A 24,094-nucleotide genomic window follows, 5' to 3' on the forward strand; every position below is an offset into this window, starting at 1 on the left:
CTACACCGGCCGCACCCGGAAGGTGGTTGCGGCACCCTCCGATGTGACCCGGACCTCCTCGCCGTCCCGTACCGCGCGGAAGACGGTCGCGGGCCTGCCGTCCAGGTCGGGCACGGTGATCTCGGCTCCGTCCGTGTCCGGCGTGACCAGAAGGGTGAGGTCCTTCAGCCAGTCGCCGTCGGGGCGCTGGTCGTCGGCGCCCAGCGGGAGCAGGGCGCCGGGGCGTACGTACAGGGGAAGGCTGTCGAAGCCGTGGGTCTCGCGTCGCCATGCGGGGCCCTGGACGGTCTCGCCGGTCAGCAGGTGGGTCCAGGTGCCTTCGGGGACGTAGAACTCGACGTCGCCCTCGGCGGTGAAGACGGGGGCGACCAGGAGGTCGGGGCCGAGCATGTACTGCCGGTCCAGGGTGCGGCAGGCGGGGTCGTCCGGGAAGTCCAGGAGCATGGGGCGCATGACGGGGATGCCCGTGCGGTGGGCCTCGACGGCGGCGCCGTACAGGTACGGCATGAGGCGGTGCTTGAGCAGCGTGAACTTCCGTGCCACGTCGACCGCCTCTTCGCCGAAGGCCCACGGCACCCGGTAGGAGACGTTGCCGTGCAGACGGCTGTGCGAGGAGAGCAGGCCGAAGGCGAGCCAGCGCTTGAAGACCGCCGGGTCCGGGGTGCCCTCGAAGCCGCCGATGTCGTGGCTCCAGAAGCCGAAGCCGGAGAGCGAGAGGGAGAGGCCGCCGCGCAAGGACTCGGCCATGGCGCCGAGCGAGGCGAAACAGTCGCCGCCCCAGTGCACGGGGAACTGCTGGCCGCCCGCCGTCGCAGAGCGGGCGAAGAGGACCGCCTGTCCTGGGCCGCGTTCCTTCTCCAGGAGTTCGAAGACCGTGCTGTTGTAGAGCTGCGCGTAGTAGTTGTGCATGCGCTCGGGGTCCGAGCCGTCGTGCCAGACGACGTCGGTGGGGACGCGCTCGCCGAAGTCGGTCTTGAAGCAGTCGACCCCCATGTCGAGCAGCGTGCGCAACTGGCCCGCGTACCACTCGCGTGCTGCCGGGTTCGTGAAGTCCACGAGGGCCATGCCGGGCTGCCAGAGGTCCCACTGCCAGATGTCGCCGTTCGGCCGCCGGACGAGATACCCCTGGGCTACGGCCTCGGCGAAGAGTTCGGACTTCTGCGCGATGTACGGGTTGATCCACACGCTGACCTTCAGGCCGCGCTCGCGGAGTCTGCGCAGCATGCCCTCCGGGTCGGGGAAGACGTCCGGGTCCCAGCGGAAGTCGGTCCACTGGTACTCGCGCATCCAGAAGCAGTCGAAGTGAAAGACGCCGAGCGGGATGTCGCGCTCGGCCATGCCGTCGACGAAGGCGGTGACGGTCTCCTCGTCGTAGGGCGTGCAGAAGGAGGTCGTCAGCCACAGGCCGAACGACCAGGCGGGCGGCAGCGCGGGGCGGCCGGTCAGGCCGGTGTAGCGGCGCAGGACGTCCTTGGGTGTGGGGCCCGCGATGACGTAGTACTCGATCGACTGGTCCTGGACGCTGAACTGGACCTGGCCGACGGACTCGGAGCCGATCTCGTAGGAGACCTTGCCGGGGTGGTTGACGAAGACGCCGTAGCCGCGCGAGGAGAGGTGGAAGGGGATGTTCTTGTAGGCCTGCTCGCTGCTGGTGCCGCCGTCGGCCTGCCAGATGTCGACGTTCTGGCCGTTCTTGACGTACGGGGTGAAGCGTTCGCCGAGGCCGTAGATGTACTCGCCTACGCCCAGGGCGAGTTGCCCGATCATGTGGTGGCTGCCGTCGGGCGCGGTGGCGAAGCCGGTGCCTCTGCGCTCGACGGCCGTAAGGCGCTGCCCGTCGGCGTCGAGGAATTCCAGGCCCCAGGGCTTGTCGGTGTCCAGGCGCACGGTGAGCGGGCCGCTGGTGAGTTCGGTGAGGGTGCCTTCGCGCTTGAGGATGCCCGCGCCCGCGGTCTCGTCCCGGTTCAGGCTGAACTCCGGTCCGTGCGCGGCCTTTCCCGCGTGGTGCGTCGCCCGGACGCCGATCACGCCTTCTGCGGGCGAGAAGCATTCGACGGTGACGAGCGGCGTGTTGAGGGTGTCGCCGCGTTCGCGGACCCGGTGGACGGCGGCGTACGCCGTGAACCGTCCCTCGCCTTCCCGGATGTCACGCACGTCGGTCGCGTACGAGGCGCGCACCCCCTCGCGCATCAGCCAGAAACCGTCGGTGAACTTCATGCGGTCTCCTTCTGCTGTGCCTTCTGCTGTGACTTCTGCTGTGCGGTGGCGGTGAAGGCGAGCCGTGCGAGCCGCAGAGGGCCGCGCAGCCGCACGCGCAGATCACGTACTCCGGAGACGGTGAAACCGGAGGTGCCCAGGGCGTAGTCGTACACGCCGCCGGTCTCCGGGACGGTCACGGTGGTGGCGGTGCTGCCCGAGATGAGGTCGACGGCTCCCGCTCCGGCGGTCTCGACCGAGACGCCGCATACCCCGTCGCCGAAGTCGCAGTCACGGAACAGCAGTTCACCCGCGCCGCCGTCCACCGCGCGCACGGCGTCGCCGCTCGTCCTGGCGCGGTCGACGATCTCGGTGCCGTTCTGTTCGTCGTAGCCGGTCGCGGCCAGGCCCGACCCGCGCACCGGCCTTGCGGCGATCGCGTCGCCCTCGATGTCGACGGTCGTCGCGAGCCGGATGTCACTGCTCGATGCTCCGGCAAGCACCTCGTACGCGCCCGGCGGCACGGCCCAGCGGTCGTGCCGCACGTCCCAGAACGCGAGCTCGGACAGCGGCAGTTGGAACTCCAGGCGGCGTGCGGCCCCGGCCGCGAGGTGGACGCGGCGGTGTGCGGCCAGCTGACGGTGCGGCAGGGCGAGGGCCGCGGCGGCTTCCCGGGGGGCCCGGGTGTAGAGCTGGGCCACCTCGTCCGCGGCGCGAGGTCCGGTGTTGGTGACGGTGAACGCGACCCGGAGCAGCTCCCCTTCGCGGGCGGCCACCAAGTCCTCGTACGCGAAGGAGGAGTAACCCAGGCCGTGCCCGAACGGGTAGAGCGGGGTGCCGTCGAAGTAGAGATAGGTCTGCCGTGAGCCGATGACGTCGTAGTCGAGCAGGCCGGGCAGGTCGGTGTCGGCCGCGTACCAGGTCTGCGGGAGGCGTCCGGCCGGGGAGACGTCACCCGCGAGGACCCGCGCGAGCGCGGTGCCCGCGGCCTGCCCGCCGTGCGCGGCCCACAGGAGTGCGGGCAACTGGGCGTGGGCGTCGGCGACCGCGTACGGATAGGCGGAGACCAGGGCGAGCGCGGTGCGGGGGTTGGCGGCTCGCGCCGCGCGCCACAGCCGCTCCTGGTGGGGCGGCAGGGCGAGTGTCGTGCGGTCCTGGGTCTCGCGGCCGTTGATGTGGGGGTCGTTCCCGGCGACGACGATCACGGCGTCGGCCTCCGCGGCGGCGCGGGCCACCGCGTCCTCGCCGCGCTCCAGGAATTCGACGGTGAAGACCTCCCGCTCCTCGGCAACCTTCACGCCGTCGGCGGCGACAGAGACGTACCCACCCGTCCCTTTGTGCTCGATGAGGTACCCGTCCCCGTGGCCGACCAGCGTGAACGTCTCCTGTACGACCCAGCCGCCCGGCTGGTCCGCGGACGCGCGGACGAAGCCGTCGTCGGCGACCGAGAGGTAGCGGCCGCCGGGGGCGCGCAGTGTCCAGGTGCCGCATCCCCAGTCCACGAGGGCGAACTCGGTCGGCTCGGGGCCGCAGGTCAGGGGTGCCAGGTCGGTGCGACCGGTGAGCAGGGCCGGGTCCAGGGCGATCTCGGCGTCTTGGACGTGTCCGCCCTCCGCGCCGTCCGACGGCACTTGGAGCCATCCGGCCGCGCACTTCAGGCGTACCCGGTCCGCACCTTCGGTGAAGGTGACGCGGTCGGCGCCGAACCGCTCGCGCAGTCCGTCGAGGGGCGTGCTGCGGTGGATCAGGGTGCCGCTGTACCAGTCGGTCTTGCACTCGTCGGCGAGGAGTCCGACGACCGCGATCCGGGTTCCTTCGGGCAGCGGGAGCAGACCGTCGTTCTTGAGCAGGACTACGGCCTGCTCGGCGGTCTCCTGGGCGAGCGCGCGGTGTCCGGGAGTGTCGAAGGCGTGCGTGGCCGGGTCCGCGTACGGCCCCTGACCGGGGTCGAACTCGCCGAGGCGGAAGCGGACCGAAAGGTGACGGCGCACCGCCGTGTCGATGTCGTTCTCCGTCAACAGGCCTTGCTCCAGGGCACGTTGTATGCGGCCGGTGATGATGCTCGCGTCGGTGCCGTGGTCGGTGAAGCTGTCCACGCCCGCGATCAGCGCCGCCGCGGTGGCCTCCTCGTGGGTGTCGAAGTACTTCTCGGAGTCGACGAGGTTGCTGGGCGCTCCCGCGTCCGAGCAGACGAGCAGCTCCCGGTCGGTCCAGGTGCGCAGGTGCTCGCGCAGGTACGGCGAGAGGTGGTTCGGGCGGCCGTTGACCAGGTTGTACGCGGGCATCACCCCGGCCACGCCGCCCGCTTCGACGGCCGCACGGAAGGCCCGCAGGTCGTACTCGTGCAGGACGCGCGGGCGCACCGACGCCGACGACGTGTCCCGGCGCGTCTCGTTGTTGTGGGCCAGCCAGTGCTTGAGCACAGGGGCGGTGCGCCAGTGGTCCGGGTGGTCGCCCCGCAGGCCACGGGTGTACGCGACGGCGATGGCGGAGGTGAGCCGGGGGTCCTCCGAGTAGCCCTCCTCGTTCCTGCCCCACAGCGGGTGGCGCAGCAGGTTCACCGTCGGGGCCCAGAGGTTGAGGCCGACGCGGTCGTCCCGCGCACGCATGGCGCGCGTCTCGGCGCCGACGGCCTCGCCGACTCTGCGGACGAGGTCGTCGTTCCACGTGGCGCCGAGCCCGACGGCCTGCGGGAAGACGGTGGCGGGCCCCATCCAGGCGACACCGTGCAGGGCTTCTTGTCCGGTGCGGAACGGGGCGATGCCGAGCCGTTCGACGGCGGGCGTGAACTGGTGCAGGAGCGCGATGCGTTCACCGATGGTCAGCCGGGAAAGGAGATCGTCCACGCGCTGATCCAGGGGCAGTTCGGGGTCACGGAAGGGCGGTGGTGGGCTTGCGGTCACGTGCGGATCCCCTTGGCGAGCGGTGGGCACGGAGGAGGTGACTCGTTCTTGCGCGGCGGAGCAGTCTTCGAAGCGCTTCGATGCTCTGTGCCGCTCAGGGGTCATGTCAAGGTACGGAACGCGATGTGCCGCCAATCTCGGCCCAGTTGGTGCTTTCTTGGAACTCTCGGTCACCTGAGAGGAATTCAGAACCGAGTCTTGTTACGGCTCAAGCCTTCACTTAACCTCGCAGCAACATCGAAGCGCTTCGAATGCCGACCGGCGGTGACCGCCGTGTGTCCGGGCACGCGCCACGAAGGGTTGACGCAATGACGCCGAACTCTCTCTCCACCAGCTCCGGTTCGAGCCGGAGAACCTTTCTCGCCGGCTCCGGCCTCGCCGCGCTCGCCGTGGCCGGCGGGGCCCCACTGCTCACGGCCTGCGGGGGCAGCGGGTCGAACAACGAGGGCACCACGACGGGGAAGAAGCTCAAGGACCTGCTCCCCGCGTACACCGCGTCGGAGCTCGCAGGACCGGACATCCCCGCCAAGAACGGCTCGGCGGCGGGCTTCATCAAGGCGCTGCCGGCGGACCAGTTGAAGGTCTCGGTGCCGAAGAAGCTCGGCAAGGGCGGCGAGTTCACCGTCATGGCGCCGATCTGGGGAAACGTGCCCAAGCAGGGCAACCCCTACTGGACGGCGATGGACGAGGCAGCAGGCGTCCGCGTCAAGTGGCAGAACCAGCAGGGTGATACGTACGGCCAGAAGCTGGGCGCGGTCCTGGCCTCCAGCGGCGTCCCGGACGCCGTGGTCGTGCCCGGCTGGGAACTGAACGGCAAGATACCGAGCGCCATCGCCAACAAGTTCGCCGACCTCGGTCCTTACTTGAGCGGCGACAAGGTCGAGGAGTACCCGAACCTCGCCGCGATCCCCACCGACGCCTGGCGGCGCTCCGTCTTCGGCGGCAAGCTGCGCGGCCTGCCGATGCCTTCCGCCACCACGCCGAACATCGCGTCGTTCTACCGCACCGACCTCTTCGAGAAGGAGGGGCTCGAAGCACCCACGAGCGCCCAGGAGTTCTACGACCTGTGCAAGCAGCTCAACGCCCCCAAGAGCAAGGTGTGGGCGTGCGGCGACATGAGCTGGGCAGCCTGGAACATCTTCGGGGTGCTGCCCGAGAAGCCGTACTACTGGAAGCTCGTCGACGGCAAGCTCGTCAACCGCTACGAGAGCGACGAGCACCTCGAAGCACTCGAGTGGTCGCGCAAGCTCTACTCGGCGGGCTTCGTCCACCCCGACGCGAAGGCCGAGACGGGCAGCATCGGCGACCTGTGCGCGGCGGGCAAGGTCTGGATGTACTGCCAGGATCTGTCCGACTGGTACGGCAAGGCGGCCGTGCAGCGCGTGGACAACAAGAAGTTCCGCATGGAGGCGTTCGACTATTTCGCCGCCGACGGCGGTGCGCCCACGCTGTACGCGCGTCCGCCGGCCGACATCTGGACGTTCATCAGTGAGAAGGCCGACGAGAAGACCGTCCGCGACATTCTCGCCCTCGCCAACTACACGGCCGCTCCCTACGGTTCTAAGGAGCAGCGCCTTCGCATGTACGGGGTCGAGGGCGTGCACCACACGTTCAAGGACGGCGTCCTCACCAAGAACGGCAAGGGCAACAACGAGGTCTTCTCGACGTACGAGTACCTGGCGTCTCCCGCGCCCTTCGTCGCCTATCCAGATCTGCCGGACGTCACCGAGGGCATGGTCGGGTGGCAGCAGCGCCAGGGAGAGCACACGAAGAAGCCGCTCTTCCACGGCATGACGATCATCGAGCCGACCCGGTACACCGAACTGGACGCCGAGTTCGAGGACCTGGAGAAGGACATCGTGCGCGGCCGCAAGAAGGTCAGCGACATGCAGCGGGCGGCATCGGACTGGCGGTCGGGCGGCGGCGACAAGCTGCGCGACTGGTACAAGAAGCTGCTTGACGAGACCGGCGACTCGGCGTCCTGACATGGCCCAGAGCACGACTCACGCGCGAGACACCACCGCCGAGCGGACGCCAACGACACCCGCCGAAGCCGCGCCCCCGACAAAGAAGGCACCCGCCCGCGTCCCGCTGCGGCACCGGCTGCGCCGCGACCGCGTCCTGCTCCTGATGGTGCTGCCCGCGCTGCTGCTCCTGCTCGTCTTCAACTACGTGCCGCTGATCGGCAATGTCGTCGCCTTCCAGGACTACGACCCCTATATCGCCGACAACGCGTTCCAGGCGATGACGCAGAGCCCCTGGATCGGCATCGAGCACTTCCGGCACATGGTCGAGGACCGGCTGTTCTGGCAGGCGGTCAGGAACACCCTCGCGATCTTCGCGATCCAGCTGACGCTGTTCTTCCCGCTGCCGATCGCGCTCGCGCTGTTCATCAACAGCTTCGTCCGACCCAGGGTGCGGGCGCTCGCCCAGGCGATCCTGTACCTGCCGCACTTCTTCTCCTGGGTCCTTGTCATCACGGTCTTCCAGCAGATGTTCGGCGGGGCGGGGCTCGTCGCGCAGGTCCTGCGGGACCACGGGCACGAGGGCTTCGACCTGATGACCGACCCGGGTCTCTTCAAGTTCCTCGTCACCTTCGAGATGGTCTGGAAGGACGCGGGCTGGGGCGTCATCGTCTTCCTCGCCGCACTGGCCGCGGTCAGCCCTGACCTGTACGAGGCATCGGCGATGGACGGCGCGAACCGCTGGCGGCGCATGTGGCACATCCAGCTGCCCGCGCTGCGTCCGGTGGTGGCCCTGCTCCTCGTGCTCCAGGTCGGCAACGCGCTCACGGTCGGCTTCGAGCAGATCCTGCTCCAGCGCACCGCCGTCGGCGCCACGGCGTCCGAGGTCCTGGACACCTATGTGTGGAACACCGGCCTGGACAACGGCAACTTCGGCTACGGCGCCGCCATCGGCATCGTCAAGGGCGTCTTCGGCCTCCTGATGGTGCTCGGGGCCAACAAGGCCGCCCACCTCATGGGCGAGCAGGGGGTCTACAAGCGATGAGTGTGCTGAACTTCGGCATCAAGCCCGGCAGCAGGTCCGGGCTGCGCCCGGTGTGGGAGGAGCCACCGACCCGGGCCGGCCTCGCCACCAAGGGTGTGACGCTGACCCTGGTCTGCCTGGCGGTCCTCTTCCCGGTGTGGGTGGTGCTCGTCACCAGCCTCTCCTCGGTCAAGACGATCACCGCGACGGGAGGCCTGGTGGTGATCCCCCGAGGTGTCACCTTCATCCACTACCAGGAGCTGCTCGGCGGCGGGCAGGTGTCGCGGGCCGCGCTGGTCAGCGTGGTGGTCACGGTCATCGGCACGCTGTTCAGCATGGTGGTCTCCGTCCTGTGCGCTTACGGTCTCTCGCGCCCCGGATCGGTCCTGCACCGAGCGATCCTCCTGGTCATCGTCGCCACGATGTTCTTCGGCGCCGGGCTCATCCCCACCTATCTGGTGGTGCAGGGCCTCGGCCTCACGGACACCTATCTGTCGCTGATCCTGCCGAGCGCCCTGAACGTCTTCAACATCCTCGTCCTGCGGGCGTTCTTCATGGGCACGGCGCAGGAGCTGATCGAGAGCGCCCGCATCGACGGGGCCGGGGACCTGCGCATCCTGTGGCGGATCGTCATGCCCCTCTCCCGGGCGGTGATCGCGGTCATCACCCTCTTCTACGCGGTGGGCTACTGGAGCGCCTGGTTCAACGCGTCGATCTACCTCAGCGACCCGGACATGATGCCGCTGCAGAACGTCATGCAGCAGCTGGTGATCAAACAGCAGAAGCCGACGGGCCTGGCCCAAGCGATCAACACGGGGCACCTGTCACCGCTCGCCATCCAGATGGCCGTGATGGTCCTGGCACTTCTGCCGGTCGCCGTCCTCTCGCCGTTCGTGCAGCGGCATTTCAAGCAGGGCATGCTCACCGGCGCAGTGAAGGGCTGACCCCACCGATGCCATCCCTCGACGACACCACACGCGGCAGGATCCTGTTCGGCGGCGACTACAACCCCGAGCAGTGGCCCGAGGAGGTCTGGCTCGACGACGTACGCCTGATGCGCGAGGCGTCGGTCAACTCCGTCACCCTCGGCGTCTTCTCCTGGGCGAAGCTCGAACCCCGGCCCGGGGAACGGGACTTCGGCTGGCTCGACCGGCTGATGGATCTGCTGCACGAGCACGGCATCGGCGTCGTCCTGGCGACGCCGACCTCCGCTCCCCCGCCGTGGCTGGGCCGTCTGCACCCCGAGACGCTGCCCAGGGACGAGAACGGCCAGGTGGAGTGGTGGGGCTCGCGTCAGCACTTCGCGCACTCCAGCGCCGTCTACCGCAGGTTCGCCGCCGCCATCACGGAGGCCCTGGCGGCCCGGTACGCGCACCACCCCGCGCTCACGATGTGGCACATCAACAACGAATACTGCACCTACGACTGGGGCGACGAGGCGGCGGTCGCGTTCCGCCGCTGGCTCCGGTCGAAGTACACCTCGATCGACGCGCTCAACTCGGCCTGGGGCAGCGACTTCTGGGGCCAGAGCTACGAGGACTGGGCGGAGATCCTGCCGCCCCGGCGCGCCCACTACATGAAGAATCCCGCCCAGGTCCTCGACTTCAAGCGCTTCACGTCCGACTCCTGGCTGGAGTGCTTCCGCGCCGAGCGGGACATCGTCACCGCCCACACCCCGCACCTGCCGGTCACCACCAACTTCATGCCGCTGTGGGCGGGGCAGGACGCATGGAAGTGGGCCGCGCAGGAGGACGTCGTCTCCGTCGACATCTACCCCGACCCCAGGGACCCGCTCGGCGCCCAACAGGGCGCACTTGTCCAGGACATGACGCGCTCTCAGGCGCGCGGTGGACCGTGGATGCTGATGGAGCAGGCGGCAGGTCCGGTCAACTGGCGGGGCGTGAACCATCCCAAGCCGCGTGGCCTGAACCGCCTCTGGTCCTGGCAGGCGGTGGCGCGCGGCGCGGACGCCGTCTGCTACTTCCAGTGGCGCCAGTCCCGGCAGGGCGCGGAGAAGTTCCACTCCGGGATGCTCAGCCACGCGGGTGAGCAGGGCCGCACCTTCCAGGAGGTCAAAGAACTCGGAGCCGAGTTCGCGGCGGTCGGCCCCGAGGTGGCGGGCACGCGCGTCACGGCCGAGGTGGCCGTCCTGCACGACTGGGACTCCTGGTGGGCGAGTCAGCAAGAGGGCCGCCCCTCCTCCCGGGTCGACCACGCGGAGGTCCTTCGCGCCTGGCACCGCGCGCTGTGGGAGGCGAACACCCCCGTCGGCTTCGCCCACCCCGAGCACGACCTGACCCCGTACCGCCTGGTCGTCGTACCGCACCTCTATCTCCTCACCGACAGCGCGATCGACAACCTCCTGTCGTACGTACGCGACGGGGGCACCCTTGTCTGCGGCTTCCTCACCGGTGTGGCCGACGAGGACGACCGGGTGCGGCCCGGCGGCATGGACGCCCGCCTGCGCGAGCTGTTCGGTATCCGCACGGTGCACGAGTGGTGGCCCCTTGAGGCCGAGGAGAGCGTGGACTGCGGGCAGTTCACCGGCACGCTCTGGTCGGAGGAGCTCAAGGCCTATGACGACACCGAGACGGTCGCCGCGTACCGGGGCGGCGAACTGGACGGCCTTCCCGCGGTCCTTCGCCGCGGCCGCGCCTGGTATCTGTCCACGCTTCCCGAGCCCGATGCCCTGCGCGACCTGCTCGCGCGTGTGGCCGCCGAAGCAGGCGTACGGCCTGTGCTCGCAGGCCTCCCCCGCGGAGTGGAGGCCGTACGCCGCGGCGATCTTCTGTTCCTCCTGCACCACGGCCGAGAGCAGGTGACCGTGCCCGTGCCGGGCAGGCACCTCGATCTGCTGACCGGCAGGAAGGCCGAGGGCGCGATCACCCTCGGCCGCCACGGTGTGGCCGTCCTGCGCCGCGCCGACGACGACCGCGGGCCCGCCCCGGATCCGCGGCACTCCTCGCCCCACCCTGGAGACGACACATGACACGACGCGTGACACGACACCCCCGCCGCACCCTGACCCGCCTGCTGCTCGCCCCCACCCTGGCGGCGGGCGCGGTACTCGGCATGGCCTCCGCCCCCGCCCAGGCCGCCGTCTGGAGCTCCTGCGACCAGTGGGGAAACACCAGCCTGAACGGCTACACCCTCTACAACAACATCTGGGGCTCCGGCGCGGGCAGCCAGTGCATATCGGCGGACTCCGGCACGAAGTGGAGCGTGCACGCCGACCACCCCAACACGAGCGGCATCAAGTCCTACCCCAACTCCAAGAAGGTGATCGGCAAGCCGGTCGACTCGCTGTCCTCGCTGAAGAGCTCGTACAACGTCAAGGTCCCCTCGTCGGGCGACTACAACTCGTCGTACGACATCTGGGACACCGACTACGACTACGAGATCATGCTCTGGGTCAACTACAACGGGAACGTCGGCCCGCTCGGCACCGCCCAGGGCACCGTGAGCCTGGGCGGCCACACCTGGGCGGTCTACAAGGGCACCAACGGCGCCAACGAGGTCTTCTCCTTCCTGCGCACCTCCGACTCCTCGTCCGGGACCGTCGACATCCTCCCGATCCTCAAGTGGATCAAGAACACCAAGGGCTGGATGGGCAACGAGACCATCGGTGACGTGCAGTTCGGCTACGAGATCAGCGGCTCGCCCGGCGGTCTCGACTTCACCACCAACTCCCTGACTGTTACGGGTGGTTAGGCGGGCAGCTCGTCACCGACCAGGGCGAGGTTCTGGATGGCGGCGAGCCCGAAGAGCGCGGTCTCGTTGGTGTTGATCCGCAGGTTCTCGTAGCCGGGCTCCAGGACGGCAGGGCCCTCCAGGTCCGTCTTCGCCCAGCTCATGGCCTTGGTGTAGCCGTCGCTCTCGTGGAACTTCTGCCAGGCGCGCGCCGCCAGCTTCTCGTCCTTGGACCGGGCGGCGGCGTACGCGTCCTGGCGGGAGTGCCCCTGGAAGAGCAGCAGGCTGCCGAAGTCCTTGCCGTAGCGCTCCTTCTGCTCGGCCTTGGTGGCGTTGAAGTAGCGGCAGTAGTCCAGCCACGCCTCCTTGAACTTCGGCTGGTCGACGAGGTCGATCAGCTCGGCGCACATCTCGACGAGGCCGAACATCGCGGAGAGGTGGGAGACGTTCACCGCGGGCTCGGCGGCCACCGCGAACTTTCCGGTGTCCAGGTCGTAGAGTCCGCTGCCCTGGACGAAGCCGTTGGGCTGCGCGGCGATGGTCTCCATGGTGGAGCGCAGGCGGGCCTCGGCCTTGGCAGCCTTGGGGCCGCCGCGTTCCCACTCGGTGAGCCAGGCGGCGGCCAGGCCGCTCCAGTCGGTGCCGAAGCCGATGGACAGGGCGTTGCGGTCGGGTTCGTAGGGCTCGGTGCGGATCTTGCGCAGCGGGTCGAGCACGAGGAACGTCTCGTCGGAGTCGACCAGGGCGTGCATCAGGTCGCCCACGCGTTCGTCGGCGGTGAGGAAGTAGTAGGGGCGGCGGTAGACGGCCGTCGAGATCCGCTGCTGCTTCGCACTGTCCGCGAAGTGCTGCACACCGTGCCGGGTTCCCAGGCCCGCCCACTTGCCGAGGTGGTAGGAGTCGACCTCGCCGGTGTGCCGTGTCATGGCCTCGGCGAAGCGGAAGATGTCGGAGCGGCCCGAGCGCAGGTAGGCGTACCAGAGCCAGAGGTCGGGCGAGAGCTCGGAGTTGTCCCATGCGTAGCCGCCGACGTCGTAGCGCCACTGGTGACGGTCCTCGTCGTAGGTGTGCATGATGTCGCCGTAGTCCCAGAAGCCGTACCAGCGGCGCTGATCGGCCTGTTCCTTGTAGTAGGTGAAGAGGAAGTCGAGGTGATCCTCGATCGTGGCCTTCGCCGGGGTCGAGCGGTCGACGGGTGAGAAGAGACCGCCGAAGACGCCCGTCTTCGTCACATGCTCCGGGGCCGCCGCCAGTTGGGGCGGGATGCGGACGGCGGCGGCCTGTTCGACGAGGGTGGCCGCGGTGGGGGTCGCGGCATTCGCCCAGAACATCAGCTCGCTGGTGCGGGCGATGCCGTACGGGGTGCCGAAGCCCGGTTCGTAGTCCTCATAGGTGATGTTGAGGCCCTCGATCTGCTCAGGGTAGGTGTCCTGCCCCATGCCGTCGTGGTACGTGCGCAGGTCCATCGGCTGCGCCTCGGGCGACCAGAGCCAGAGAGTGACCTCGGCCGTGTCACCGGCGGCGCCCCGGATGTCCAACTGGGCGGGGTGCTTCTCCCAGAAGTCGCGGAGGCCGAAGGAGAACCCGCCGCCGACCCCGCCGACGTACCCGAATCCGGTCGCACGGCCGCCGCCCCCTGCCGTGATCCAGGTGTGCCCCGGCTTGGTGCGCTTGCGCAGGGTGAAGCCGTCGGCGGAGAGCTGGGCGAGGGTGTAGTCGCCCCATGTGGGGATGTACTGCAGGCGGGTGGTGACCCGCTGGTCCCAGGTCGCCGGGTCCGGCAGCTTCTCGCCCTTGACCTGGGCGGTACGGATCGCGGCGCCGGGGTCACGGCGGAGCCCGGTGATGCCCTTGACCGCCTCGGTCAGGAATCCCTTGCCCTCGCCCGCGACACGGATGTGCCGGTCGTACGCCGCGTCGCGCATCGGCACGCTGAAGCGGACACCCAGGCCGCGGATGAAGTCCTTCTCCGCGTCGCCGTCGTACGTGATGGTGTGCACCATGCGAAAGGATTCGGCGCCCGCGTAGAAGTAGAGGCGCACACTGAAGGGGAGCCAACTGCGGCTTCCCTTACGGTGCTTGCCGTCGATGCGGACCACGGCGCGCACGGGACCGTCCTGCTCGACCTTCGCGCCGCTGATCTCGCCGTCGAACCGTTCCCACTTGGCCTTGCCGTGGTCGCCGTCGTCGAGGTTGCCCTGGCGCAGGAGCACGAGCCGACCGTCGGTGGCGATCTTCACGCCGTCGCGGGTGACGGTCTCGACGAGCTTCTCGCCGTCCTTGGAGATGACGGCCTTGATGACGCCGGTGTCGATGGTGATGGCTCTGCGGGTCTCGGTGACGCCGACCTTCTTGCCGCTGCCGGGCTCTGCGGGGCTCCCGGCGCTGAGGTGAAACTTCTCGGTGCCCGCGGCCTGCGGCCCGACCGCGTGCGCCGTCCACTTCACCGAGCCGTCGGGCCAGTGGGCGGTGGTCCAGGTCTGTACGGGGATGTCCTTGCCGTCCGCGGTGGCGAGGGCGAACTTCTGCCCGGCGGGGTGGGCGCCCTTGGGCCACGGGACGCCGAAAGTGGAGCCCGGCGCGGCTCCTAGCCCGCCCTTCTCCAGCCAGCCGACGGTGACGGGGCCTTCGTCCGCCGCCGCGCGGGGAGCCGCTTCGGCGTCGCCGCGGCCTAGCGCCCAGCTGAACTGCGCGGCGGCGCCTGCCACGGCGGCGGCCTTGAGCAGGGACCTGCGGGGGATCGGAGACATCATGGTCCTTTCTCTTTGCATGTTCGCTTTGCATGGGCATGACAGACAACAGACAGAGAGACAGAGACAGGAGGCGGGATCGGAACCGGCGCGCGGGCGTCAGTCCGCCGTGCCGCGCCGTTCGACGGCCAGCGCGGCCGCCGCGACCATCCCCAGTGCGGGCGCGGCGAGCGGCAGGGCGAACCAGGCGGACGCGGCGACCACCGCGAAACCGCAGACGATCACCAGTGAACCGGCGGGGTCGCGCAGCGTGCGGCGCACCGCCCCGGTCAGGAGCGCGTGCCATGACGCTCCGGGGTCCCAGTTCGCGGCTGCCCGAAGACCGGCGACGACCAGGACGAACAGGGCGATGACCCCGACCGCGCCGACGAACGTGCCGCCGGGAAGGCCGGCTCGTACGAACGCGATGTCGGCCAGGAGCAGGGCGAGCGCCGCCCATCCCGCGAGGCCCACCAGCCAGCCGCGCCGCGCCGCCGCGCGCAGATCGGCGGTGAACTCGCGCCACCCGGAAGTCTCATGGGCCAGATGCCGGTTCAAATGGCGGGACCCGGCCGCGAAGGCGGCGGGCAGTGTGACCAGGGGCAGGGCGGCGAGCGCGATCCACACCCCGGTCAGCAGACATTCGGCGAAGGCGCCGAAGCGGTCCATGAAGACGGACTTCTTGCCGGAGTTCGCGCGCACGCGGCCTCAGCCCTTCAGACCCGACGTGGCCATACCGTCGATCAAGTAGCGCTGGAAGGCCAGGAAGAACGCCAGGACGGGCAGCAGCGCGACGAGGGACATGGCGATCATGCCGCCGTAGTTGGCGAGGCCCTCCTGGTCGACGAACATCTTCAGGCCGAGCGAGACGGTGTACTTCGAGGGGTCGTTGAGGTAAATCAGCGGTCCCATGAAGTCGTTCCAGGAGTTGATGAAGGTGAAGATCGCGCTGGTGATCAGTGCGGGCCTGCACAGCGGAAGGACGATCGACCAGTAGATCCGCAGATGCCCGCAGCCGTCGAGCCGCGCCGCCTCGTCCAGTTCCTTGGGCAGGTTCCGCATGAACTGCACCATCAGGAAGACGAAGAAGGCGTCCACCGCCAGGTACTTGCCGAGCAGCAGGGGCGTATAGGTGTTGATCAGGCCCATCTTCTGGAACAGCACGTACTGCGGGATCAGGAGCACGTGGTACGGAAGCAGCAGGGTGCCGATCATCAGCGCGAAGAGCAGATTGCGTCCCGCGAACTTGATCCGCGCGAAGGCGTAGCCCGCGAGCGAGCAGGAGAAGAGCACGCCTACGACCGAACCAAGCGCCAGGAACAGGGAGTTGGAGAAGAAGGTGGAGATGGGGATGTCGGCGATGCCGTCGGCGAGTCCCGCGTAGTTCGCGACGATGGGGTCCGTCGGAAACAGGTCGAGGCTTCCGACGATCTCGTCGTTCGGTTTGAACGAACCGCCGATCGCCCAGATCACGGGGTAGAGGACCACGGCGAGTACCGCGAGGGACCCGATGTGCCAGGCCAACGAACCGGCCCCGCGACGACGACGGGCGGCGAGTCTCGCATAGGGACCACGTGCTGCGCTGCTCAACGGGATGCCTCCTCGTAGTGCACCCAGCGCTTCTGGGACCAGAACAGGACCGCCGTCACGAGCGCCACCGCGAGCAGCAGCATCCAGGCCATGGCAGAGGCGAGGCCCATCCGGCTGTTCTCGAAGCCCTGGACGTAGAGATAGCAGGTGTAGACGAGCGAACCGTCCGCAGGACCACAGGCGTTGCCTCCCGCGCCGCCGCCGACGATGTACGCGGAGGCGAAGATCTGGAAGGAGTGGATGGTCTCCAGGAGGACGTTGAAGAAGAGCACCGGCGAGATCATCGGCAGCGTGATGTTCCAGAACCGCCGCCAGGTGCCCGCGCCGTCCACCTCCGCAGCCTCGTACAGCTCCCGCGGCACCTGCTTCAACCCGGCCAGGAAGATGACCATCGGCGCGCCGAACTGCCAGACGGTGAGGGCGATCAGGCTGTAGATGATCCACTGCGGGTCGCCGGTCCAGCCGCCCACGTCCATGCCGAAGATCGCCCGCTGCGTACGGTCGACGATGGCGTCGTCCGAGAAGATCGCCTTCCAGACGACGGCGATCGAGACGCTGGCGCCGATCAGGGACGGCGCGTAGAACGCGGCCCGGTAGAAGGCCTGTCCGCGCCGCCTCTGGTTGAGCAGCAGCGCCACACCGAGGGCCGCGGCCAGTTTGAGCGGGGTGCCGACGACGACGTACCAGAGCGTGACCTCCACCGACTTGCGCCAGCGCGGGTCGCCGAACATCTCGGTGAAGTTGTCCAGGCCGATCCACTTGGGGGCGTCGAACAGGTTGTAGTCGGTGAAGGCGAAGTAGAGCGAGGCGACCATGGGCCCGGCCGTAAGGAGCAGGAAGCCCGCGAGCCACGGGGACATGAAGAGGAAACCGGCGATGTTCTCGCCCCGCCGTCGCCGCCGCGCGGCCGCGGGGAGGCGGGTACCGCGCGGCGGCTTCGGCTTCTGGGGCGCGGCCGGGGCCACGCGGGTCTGCGGGGACGCCGTCGTGCCGCCCATCAGGAACCGAGCGCGGTCTTGCACTCGGTGAAGAACTGCTTCACCGCTTCATCCACCGACCGCTCCCCCAGGGCGAGTTCCTCGGCGATGCGCAGGAACGCCGCCTCGCAGACGTCCGCGCCCGCAGGATGCGGTGTGATGGTCTCCAGGACACCGGCGTCCACCAGCTGCTCCTCGTACGCGGCGATCTCCTTGTTGACCTCGGCGATCACCTTGTCCTTCTCCTCGGCGGGCTTGTACGCCTCGTACTGCGCGGTCGTGGTGGGCACCCCGCGGTCGTATCCCATGATCTTGGCGACCTCGGGGTCGTGCACCATGAAGTCGATGAACTGCGCGACCTCCTTGGGGTGCTGGGTGCGCTTGGAGCCGCTGAGCATCAGCGAGCCGAGGTACTGCCCCGTCTTCTTGCCGTCGGTGGTGGGGAGCGGCGCGAGGCCGTACTTGCTCTTGCCCTCGGCGGTGTAGCGGACGGTGAAGTTGTCCCAGGTGAACTCGGAGGCCGCGATCTCTGCGGCCACGGCCGACTTGGGCTTGATCTGGGCGACCTTCTTCGGGTCGGAGTAGATCCCCGACTTCACCCCGGCGTACCCCTTGGTCCACCACTCCTTGAGGTCGGTCTCGTCGAAGCCGAGACCGTCCTTGGTGAAGAAGGCCTTGCCCTGCTGGCGCAGGTAGGGATCGTAGAGGTACATGACGCCGTAGAGCCCGCTGTCGCCGGCTCTGCCCTGCTTACGGATCTTCTCCATCGCGGTGTGGAAGTCGTCCCAGGTCCAGCCCATCTTCGGGGTGACGCCGGCCTTCTCGTAGACCGGCTTGTCGATGACGAGGGCCATGGAATTGCTGCCGACCGGGACGCCGAGCAGCTTGCCGTCGACCTCGCCGAACTTCTCCAGGCCCGCGCGGAAACCGTCGAGGCGCAGGTTCCCCGCCTTGGCCTGCGCGTTCAGGTCGAGCAGTACGTTGCGCCTGTCGTACTTGCGCAGGAACCCGATCGCGTTCTGGAAGACGTCCGGTGGATTGCCCCCGGACGCCTGGGTGTTGAACTTCTTCCAGAAGTCCAGGTAGGGCTGGAAGTCCGTCTTCACCTTGATCTTCGGGTACTTCTTCTCGAAGAGCTCGATGGTCCGGTTGATCCGCTTGGCGCGGTCGTCGGAGCCCCACCACGCGTACCGGATGGTGACGGTCCCGTCCCCCGACCCGCTTCCGCCGCCGCATCCCGCTGCGGTCAGTCCGAGGGCCGCCAACGAGCCACCGGCCAGTTTCAACAGGCCGCGCCTGTCAACTTCCCCATTCGTCGGCACAGTTCGCCCTCCGCACGTTCGCGATTGAATCGTTTTAGGTAAGCGCTTGCCGGGACAAAGTAGGGAGCTGAAGTGTGTACGTCAACGGTTCGGACAGGAACCGTCGAAGCGCTTCGAGTCCACCCGACCCCACTCCGAAATCTCGAACGGGTTTTCCTGCGCGAAACATTGACGCAGGCCTTTCGGCGCCCTACTTTCATCGCGTCGTACTTCGTACGTCATATATGAGACGCGATACGCGATGACTGCACGACGGCTGCACGAAGATCGCACGACGGCTGCACGACGACTGAGAGCATCGATGAACTTTGCGCCCCACCCCATCCCCTCGCGCACGCAGTACGTGCTCGAGGCGGTCAAGCACCGTATCCTCACCGGGCAGTTGGCCCCGGGCCAGCCACTCGTCGAGACCGATCTCGCCGCCCAGTTCGCGGTCTCCAAGACGCCCGTACGGGAGGCGCTGAAGACACTCGCCGGGACCGGGCTCGTCGTCATGAGCCAGTACAAGGGCGCCACCGTGCGCACGGTGGACGCGGCCATGGCGCAGGAGGTCTACGACGTACGCCTGCTGCTCGAACCGGAGGCGCTGCGGCGCACCGTCCGGTCCGGCGCCCTTCTGGAGGAGGCGCGCGACGCCCTGGAACGGGCGGACACCGCGGCGGACGCGGCCGAACGCTCCCTTGCCAACCGTGAGTTCCACCGCGCGCTCTATGTCCCGTGCGGCAATCCGCTCCTTTCCCGCATGCTCGACGACGTGCGCGACCAGGCGGCCCTGGTCTCCGCCGTCGCCTGGGCGGCCCTGCCCTCCTGGGAGCGGGAGGCTGCCGAGCACCGGGAGATTCTGCGGCTCGCGCTCGCGGGGGAAGCCGACGCGGCTGCCCGCGGACTCCACGACCACATCGCCTCGTTCGTGCAGCGGGCGTTCCCGGAGGGGGAGCTTTCATGACCGGACCCGGACACCACTCCAGCTTCGACGACCTGCGTTCCGCCCTCGCCGATGTCGTCGCGATCCCGGTGACCCCGTTCGCCGCTGACGGCTCCGTGGAGCGGGACACCTACCGCGCCCTGGCACGGCGTCTCGTCGACGGCGGCGTGCGCACCCTCACCCCGAACGGCAACACCGGCGAGTTCTACGCCCTGAGCCCCGACGAGCGCCGCCTGGTCACCGAGCTGACCATGGAGGAGGCGGGCGGGAGCGGCGCCACCGTGCTCGTCGGCGTCGGCCATGACCTGCCGACCGCGATCGCCGCCGCCCGGCACGCGCGGGACGCCGGTGCGCACATGGTGATGGTGCATCAGCCGGTGCATCCGTACGTGTCCCAGGACGGCTGGGTCGACTACCACCGTGCCGTCGCCGACGCCGTGCCCGACCTCGGTGTCGTGCCCTACATCCGCAATCCCCGCCTCGCCGGTGAGCGCCTCGCGGACCTGGGCGAGTTGTGCCCGAACGTGATCGGCGCGAAGTACGCGACGCCGGATGCCGCAGCCTTCGCCGCGTTCGCGCGGGACGCGGGGCTTGAGCGCTTCGTGTGGGTGGCGGGGCTCGCCGAGCTGTACGCCCCCGCGTACTGGGCCGTCGGCGCCACCGGCTTCACGTCGGGCCTGGTCAATGTCGCACCCGAGGTGTCGCTTCGCATGCTCGATGCGCTGCGGGCGGGCGACTATCCGGCGGCCATGGACGTCTGGGAGCTGATCCGCCGCTTCGAGGAACTGCGCGCCGCCGACCAGTCCGCGGACAACGTCACCGTCGTCAAGGAGGCCCTCGCCGCGCTCGGTCTGTGCCGCCGCGATGTGCGACCGCCGAGCCGGGTCCTTCCCGACGAGCGGCGCGCGGAGATAGCGGCGCTCGTGAAGGCGTGGGCGATATGAGGCCCGACGAACTGCGCAGCCACCAGTGGTGGGGCACGGACGGCCTGCGGTCCTTCAGCCACCGGGCGCGCACCCGGCAGCTCGGCTATCTGCCCGAGGAGCACCTGGGCAAGCCCGTCATCGCGGTCCTCAACACCTGGTCCGACATCAATCCCTGCCACGTCCATCTGCGCGACCGCGCCCAGGCGGTCAAGCGCGGGGTGTGGCAGGCGGGCGGCTTCCCCCTCGAATTCCCCGTCTCCACGCTCTCGGAGACCTTTCAGAAGCCGACCCCGATGCTCTACCGCAACCTCCTCGCCATGGAGACCGAGGAGCTGCTGAGGTCCTATCCGGTGGACGGCGCCGTGCTGCTCGGCGGCTGCGACAAGACGACGCCCGCCCTGCTCATGGGCGCCGCGAGCGTCGACCTGCCGACCGTGTTCGTGCCGGCCGGGCCGATGCTCCCGGGGCATTGGCGCAACGAGGTGCTCGGTTCCGGCACCGACATGTGGAAGTACTGGGACGACAAGCGCGCCGGTCTCATCGGCGACTGCGAACTGGCCGAGCTGGAGAACGGGTTGGCCCGCTCCCCCGGCCACTGCATGACCATGGGTACGGCGTCGACGCTGACGGCCGCGGCCGAGGCGCTCGGCGTGACGATGCCCGGCGCTTCCTCGATTCCCGCGGTGGACTCCGGACACGACCGGATGGCGGCCGCTTCCGGGATGCGGATCGTCGAACTCGTGCGCAAGGACCTGAAGTTGTCCGGGTTCCTGACCGCGGAGGCGTACGCGGACGCGGTCGCCACCGTCCTCGCGCTCGGCGGCTCCACCAATGCCGTGATCCATCTGATCGCGATGGCGGGCCGCAGCGGCGTACGGCTCACGCTCGACGACTTCGACCGGATCGCGCGGACCGTGCCGGTCCTCGCCAACCTGCGCCCCGGCGGGCAGTACCTCATGGAGGACTTCCACTTCGCGGGCGGACTCCCGGCTTTCCTGGCCCAGTTGACCGACGTACTCCATCTGGACCGCCCCACCGTCGCCCACGACACCCTGCGCGAGCAGCTCGCGGACGCCGTCGTGCACAACCCCGAGGTCATCCGACCCCGCGACAAGCCACTCGCCGACGAGGGCGGCGTGGCGGTGCTTCGCGGCAACCTCTGCCCGGACGGCGCCGTCATCAAGCACATCGCCGCCGAGCCGCACCTGCTGCGACACACAGGGCCCGCGGTCGTCTTCGACGACTACCGCCAGATGCAGCGCACCATCAACGACCCGGAGCTCGGCATCACCGCCGACCACGTCCTCGTGCTGCGCGGCTCGGGCCCCAAGGGCGGTCCCGGCATGCCCGAGTACGGCATGCTCCCGATCCCCGACCATCTGCTCAAGCAGGGGGTGCGCGACATGGTGCGGATCTCCGACGCACGGATGAGCGGCACGTCGTACGGCACATGTGTGCTGCACATCGCTCCCGAGTCGTACGTCGGCGGGCCGCTCGCCCTCGTCCGCACGGGAGACCTGATCACCCTGGACGTCGAGGCCCGCTCGCTCCATCTCGATGTCGCCGGCGAGGAGTTGGAGCGGCGCCGGGCCGCGTGGACTCCGCCGCCCGTGCGGTACGGACGGGGCTACGGCGCGCTCTACAGCGAGCAGATCACCCAGGCCGACACCGGCTGCGACTTCGCGTTCCTGGCCCGCGAGGGCAAGGTGCCCGACCCGTACGTGGGCTGAGCCCTCCAGACCGCTCCCCCTCACACCTGTCTTCATTCTTTGCTCGTCCTCATTTGTACGAGATTTCGAACAACGTCTGCGAAGCGCTTCATCTCGCCGACTGTGTGCCGCCCATGAGAACGGAGAAGCAGACATGGCCTCAGCTGTGGCGAAAGCGCCACCGCAGCCACCGCCCCGGCGCCGCATGCCGGGTGCGCACCGGCGCCGAACGGGAGCGACCCCGCGCCGCCTCCCGTATCTGCTGATCGCGCCGGCCGGACTCCTGATGGTGGGCTTCATCGCCTACCCGGTCATCAGCGTCTTCTACTACAGCCTGCGCAATTACAACCCCACCAAGCCCTGGCGCAACGGCTTCGCGGGATTCGACAACTTCGTCACCGCGTTCACCAAGGACCCGCAGTTCTGGCAGACGCTCGGCTTCAGCCTGCAGTGGGTGGTCGTCGAGGTCGTCCTGCAGCTGCTCCTGGGCCTGGGGCTCGCGCTCATCGTCAACCAGACCTTCATCGGCCGCGCGATGGCCCGTGCCATGGTCTTCTCGCCGTGGGCCGTATCCGGCGTCCTCACCTCGACGATCTGGCTGCTCATCTTCAACTCGCAGACGGGTATCACCCGTTACCTCGCGGACATGGGGATCGGCTCGTACGGAACGTCCTGGCTCTCGGACACCAGCACCGTCTTCCCTGCCGTCGTCGTCGCCGAACTCTGGCGCGGTGTCCCCTTCTTCGCGATCCTCATCCTCGCCGACCTGCAGTCCGTGTCGAAGGATCTGTACGAGGCAGCGGAGGTGGACGGCGCGAGCCGCTTCCGGCAGTTCTTCCACATCACGCTGCCGCACCTGAAGGACGCGATCATCCTCTCCACGCTGCTTCGCGCGGTCTGGGAGTTCAACAACGTCGACCTGCTCTACACCCTCACCGGCGGCGGACCCGCGGGCGAGACGACGACCCTGCCACTGCGCATCGCGTCCATAGCCGTCGACTCGCACGACTTCGGCTACGCCTCCGCGCTGACCTCGATCGCGTTCGTGATCCTCCTCTTCTGCTCGATGGTCTATCTGCGGCTGAGCAAGTTCGGAGGTCAGGACAAGTGAGCACCACGCAGCACCTGAACAGGGAAGCCACCGGCATGGCGGGCGGCGCCGCACCCGCCGAGCCCCGCACCGGCGGCCCCCGCGCGCCCAAGCGGCGCCCCTGGGACGAGGCCCCCCGCTGGCAGATCTATCTCCCGCTCGGCCTCTACCTCCTCTTCACCCTCATCCCCTTCTACTGGATGCTGCTCTTCGCGATCCGCCCCGCGGGCTCGACCTCGCTGCTCCCCTGGCCGATCACGTTCGAGCACTTCGACAAGGTGTGGACCGAGCGGAGCTTCGCGCTCTTCTTCCAGAACAGCCTCATCGTCGGCGTCCTGTCGATGCTGATGACGACGCTCGTCGCCCTCGCAGGCGGCTACGCCCTGGCCCGCTTCGACTTCAAGATCAAGCGTGGTTTCATGCTGGCGCTGCTGTGCTCGCAGTTCATTCCCGGCGCGCTGATGCTGGTGCCGCTCTTCCAGATCTTCGCCAACCTGCAGATGATCAACTCGCTCGGCAGCGTCATCATCGCCGAGGCCGTCTTCCAGCTGCCGCTCTCGATGATCCTGATCAGCGGGTTCATCAAGAACGTGCCGTACTCCCTGGAGGAGGCCGCCTGGGTCGACGGCTGCGGACGCTTCCGCGCCTTCTGCGCCGTCGTCCTGCCCCTGCTGCGGCCCGGTCTGATCGCGGTCGGCTCCTTCGCCTTCGTGCACAGCTGGAACCACTTCCTGTTCGCCCTGATGTTCCTCTCCAACCAGGACAAGCAGACGATCCCGGTCGGCCTCGCCACCCTGATGGGCGCCGACAGCGTCGACCTCGGCGCGCTCGCGGCGGGTGGCGTCATCGCCGCCCTGCCCGTGGTGATCGTGTTCGCCTTCATCCAGAAGTGGCTGGTCACGGGGTTCAGCGCCGGGGCGGTGAAGGGATGAGCAGCCTGCCGTCGCCCGCGCCGCGCCGCCGCGGCCTCCAAGTGGCTACCGCCCTGACCCTGCTCGCCGCCCTCGCCGTGCCCTCCGCGCAGGCCCGTACGGAACCGGCGCGCTCGG

Annotated in this window: 17 protein-coding genes; 10 read left to right on the forward strand and 7 right to left on the reverse strand. The window is 68.8% G+C overall.

Translation table 11 applies throughout. The features are described 5' to 3' along the window. Together yicI and ACFQ7F_RS03495 are read right to left on the reverse strand one after the other, a co-directional pair. Positions 1-2,217, reverse strand: a complete 2,217-nt coding sequence (gene yicI / locus ACFQ7F_RS03490) for an alpha-xylosidase (protein ID WP_383265403.1) — start codon at positions 2,215-2,217, stop codon at positions 1-3. Further along, complete coding sequence (locus ACFQ7F_RS03495) at positions 2,214-5,099, reverse strand: glycoside hydrolase family 3 C-terminal domain-containing protein (protein ID WP_383265407.1); 2,886 nt, start codon at positions 5,097-5,099, stop codon at positions 2,214-2,216. Before ACFQ7F_RS03495 ends, yicI begins: the two co-directional genes overlap by 4 nt. 308 nt (positions 5,100-5,407) lie before the next feature. On the opposite strand from ACFQ7F_RS03495, the gene ACFQ7F_RS03500 reads away from it, so the two are divergent. From ACFQ7F_RS03500 to ACFQ7F_RS03520, 5 genes are read left to right on the forward strand one after another with little or no spacing between them, the layout of a single operon-like run. Further along, positions 5,408-7,084 carry an extracellular solute-binding protein gene (locus ACFQ7F_RS03500; protein ID WP_383265410.1) on the forward strand — a complete coding sequence of 559 codons (1,677 nt, stop codon included), beginning with the start codon at positions 5,408-5,410 and terminating at the stop codon, positions 7,082-7,084. 1 nt (position 7,085) lies between these two features. Beyond that, positions 7,086-8,108, forward strand: coding sequence for an ABC transporter permease (locus ACFQ7F_RS03505; RefSeq protein WP_383265413.1), 1,023 nt, complete (start codon positions 7,086-7,088; stop codon positions 8,106-8,108). Continuing rightward, positions 8,105-9,031: a carbohydrate ABC transporter permease gene (locus ACFQ7F_RS03510; protein ID WP_383265416.1), complete on the forward strand. Its 927-nt coding sequence runs from the start codon at positions 8,105-8,107 to the stop codon at positions 9,029-9,031. Before ACFQ7F_RS03505 ends, ACFQ7F_RS03510 begins: the two co-directional genes overlap by 4 nt. An 8-nt stretch (positions 9,032-9,039) precedes the next feature. After that, entirely contained in the window at positions 9,040-11,076 is a 2,037-nt protein-coding gene (locus ACFQ7F_RS03515; RefSeq protein WP_383265419.1) for a beta-galactosidase, read from the forward strand. Next, a complete protein-coding gene (locus ACFQ7F_RS03520; protein WP_383265422.1) occupies positions 11,073-11,798 on the forward strand; it encodes a hypothetical protein in 726 nt (241 codons plus the stop codon). The genes ACFQ7F_RS03515 and ACFQ7F_RS03520 overlap by 4 nt, the downstream gene beginning before the upstream one ends. On the opposite strand, the gene ACFQ7F_RS03525 is transcribed toward ACFQ7F_RS03520, so the two are convergent. The 5 genes from ACFQ7F_RS03525 to ACFQ7F_RS03545 all read right to left on the reverse strand — a co-directional run bounded on the left by ACFQ7F_RS03525 (position 11,795) and on the right by ACFQ7F_RS03545 (position 18,395). Next, positions 11,795-14,527 carry a Tat pathway signal sequence domain protein gene (locus tag ACFQ7F_RS03525; protein WP_383265692.1) on the reverse strand — a complete coding sequence of 911 codons (2,733 nt, stop codon included), beginning with the start codon at positions 14,525-14,527 and terminating at the stop codon, positions 11,795-11,797. The genes ACFQ7F_RS03520 and ACFQ7F_RS03525 overlap by 4 nt on opposite strands. Before the next feature lie 99 nt (positions 14,528-14,626). Beyond that, complete coding sequence (locus ACFQ7F_RS03530; RefSeq protein WP_383265695.1) at positions 14,627-15,175, reverse strand: hypothetical protein; 549 nt, start codon at positions 15,173-15,175, stop codon at positions 14,627-14,629. Between the two features lie 39 nt (positions 15,176-15,214). Further along, positions 15,215-16,096 (reverse strand): carbohydrate ABC transporter permease, encoded by an 882-nt coding sequence (locus ACFQ7F_RS03535; protein WP_383265425.1) that lies wholly within the window; start codon positions 16,094-16,096, stop codon positions 15,215-15,217. Then, on the reverse strand, positions 16,093-17,094 hold the full coding sequence (locus tag ACFQ7F_RS03540; RefSeq protein WP_383265697.1) for a carbohydrate ABC transporter permease: 1,002 nt from the start codon (positions 17,092-17,094) through the stop codon (positions 16,093-16,095). Before ACFQ7F_RS03540 ends, ACFQ7F_RS03535 begins: the two co-directional genes overlap by 4 nt. Further along, positions 17,094-18,395: an ABC transporter substrate-binding protein gene (locus tag ACFQ7F_RS03545; protein WP_383265428.1), complete on the reverse strand. Its 1,302-nt coding sequence runs from the start codon at positions 18,393-18,395 to the stop codon at positions 17,094-17,096. Before ACFQ7F_RS03545 ends, ACFQ7F_RS03540 begins: the two co-directional genes overlap by 1 nt. Before the next feature lie 301 nt (positions 18,396-18,696). On the opposite strand from ACFQ7F_RS03545, the gene ACFQ7F_RS03550 reads away from it, so the two are divergent. The 5 genes from ACFQ7F_RS03550 (at position 18,697) to ACFQ7F_RS03570 (ending at position 23,977) form a co-directional block, all read left to right on the forward strand. Then, positions 18,697-19,341, forward strand: a complete 645-nt coding sequence (locus tag ACFQ7F_RS03550) for a GntR family transcriptional regulator (RefSeq protein WP_383265431.1) — start codon at positions 18,697-18,699, stop codon at positions 19,339-19,341. Beyond that, a complete protein-coding gene (locus ACFQ7F_RS03555) occupies positions 19,338-20,264 on the forward strand; it encodes a dihydrodipicolinate synthase family protein (protein ID WP_383265434.1) in 927 nt (308 codons plus the stop codon). The genes ACFQ7F_RS03550 and ACFQ7F_RS03555 overlap by 4 nt, the downstream gene beginning before the upstream one ends. Beyond that, positions 20,261-21,976: an L-arabinonate dehydratase gene (gene araD / locus ACFQ7F_RS03560; protein ID WP_383265437.1), complete on the forward strand. Its 1,716-nt coding sequence runs from the start codon at positions 20,261-20,263 to the stop codon at positions 21,974-21,976. Before ACFQ7F_RS03555 ends, araD begins: the two co-directional genes overlap by 4 nt. A 133-nt stretch (positions 21,977-22,109) precedes the next feature. After that, the gene (locus tag ACFQ7F_RS03565; RefSeq protein ID WP_383265440.1) at positions 22,110-23,066 is read left to right on the forward strand and encodes a carbohydrate ABC transporter permease; all 957 of its coding nucleotides are present in this window, start codon (positions 22,110-22,112) and stop codon (positions 23,064-23,066) included. A gap of 35 nt (positions 23,067-23,101) precedes the next feature. Beyond that, positions 23,102-23,977 carry a carbohydrate ABC transporter permease gene (locus ACFQ7F_RS03570; protein WP_383265700.1) on the forward strand — a complete coding sequence of 292 codons (876 nt, stop codon included), beginning with the start codon at positions 23,102-23,104 and terminating at the stop codon, positions 23,975-23,977. Positions 23,978-24,094 lie beyond the last annotated feature (117 nt).

The organism is Streptomyces sp. NPDC056486, from assembly GCF_042795295.1.
Taxonomy (GTDB): Bacteria; Actinomycetota; Actinomycetes; order Streptomycetales; family Streptomycetaceae; genus Streptomyces.

Excerpts from the sequence above, each read along its gene's own strand:
- yicI (WP_383265403.1), bottom strand. The coding sequence starts at position 2,217 with ATGAAGTTCACCGACGGTTTCTGGCTGATGCGCGAGGGGGTGCGCGCC.
- ACFQ7F_RS03500 (WP_383265410.1), top strand. The coding sequence starts at position 5,408 with ATGACGCCGAACTCTCTCTCCACCAGCTCCGGTTCGAGCCGGAGAACC.
- ACFQ7F_RS03505 (WP_383265413.1), top strand. The coding sequence starts at position 7,086 with ATGGCCCAGAGCACGACTCACGCGCGAGACACCACCGCCGAGCGGACG.
- ACFQ7F_RS03510 (WP_383265416.1), top strand. The coding sequence starts at position 8,105 with ATGAGTGTGCTGAACTTCGGCATCAAGCCCGGCAGCAGGTCCGGGCTG.
- ACFQ7F_RS03515 (WP_383265419.1), top strand. The coding sequence starts at position 9,040 with ATGCCATCCCTCGACGACACCACACGCGGCAGGATCCTGTTCGGCGGC.
- ACFQ7F_RS03520 (WP_383265422.1), top strand. The coding sequence starts at position 11,073 with ATGACACGACGCGTGACACGACACCCCCGCCGCACCCTGACCCGCCTG.
- ACFQ7F_RS03525 (WP_383265692.1), bottom strand. The coding sequence starts at position 14,527 with ATGTCTCCGATCCCCCGCAGGTCCCTGCTCAAGGCCGCCGCCGTGGCA.
- ACFQ7F_RS03530 (WP_383265695.1), bottom strand. The coding sequence starts at position 15,175 with ATGGACCGCTTCGGCGCCTTCGCCGAATGTCTGCTGACCGGGGTGTGG.
- ACFQ7F_RS03540 (WP_383265697.1), bottom strand. The coding sequence starts at position 17,094 with ATGGGCGGCACGACGGCGTCCCCGCAGACCCGCGTGGCCCCGGCCGCG.
- ACFQ7F_RS03550 (WP_383265431.1), top strand. The coding sequence starts at position 18,697 with ATGAACTTTGCGCCCCACCCCATCCCCTCGCGCACGCAGTACGTGCTC.
- ACFQ7F_RS03555 (WP_383265434.1), top strand. The coding sequence starts at position 19,338 with ATGACCGGACCCGGACACCACTCCAGCTTCGACGACCTGCGTTCCGCC.
- araD (WP_383265437.1), top strand. The coding sequence starts at position 20,261 with ATGAGGCCCGACGAACTGCGCAGCCACCAGTGGTGGGGCACGGACGGC.
- ACFQ7F_RS03565 (WP_383265440.1), top strand. The coding sequence starts at position 22,110 with ATGGCCTCAGCTGTGGCGAAAGCGCCACCGCAGCCACCGCCCCGGCGC.
- ACFQ7F_RS03570 (WP_383265700.1), top strand. The coding sequence starts at position 23,102 with ATGGCGGGCGGCGCCGCACCCGCCGAGCCCCGCACCGGCGGCCCCCGC.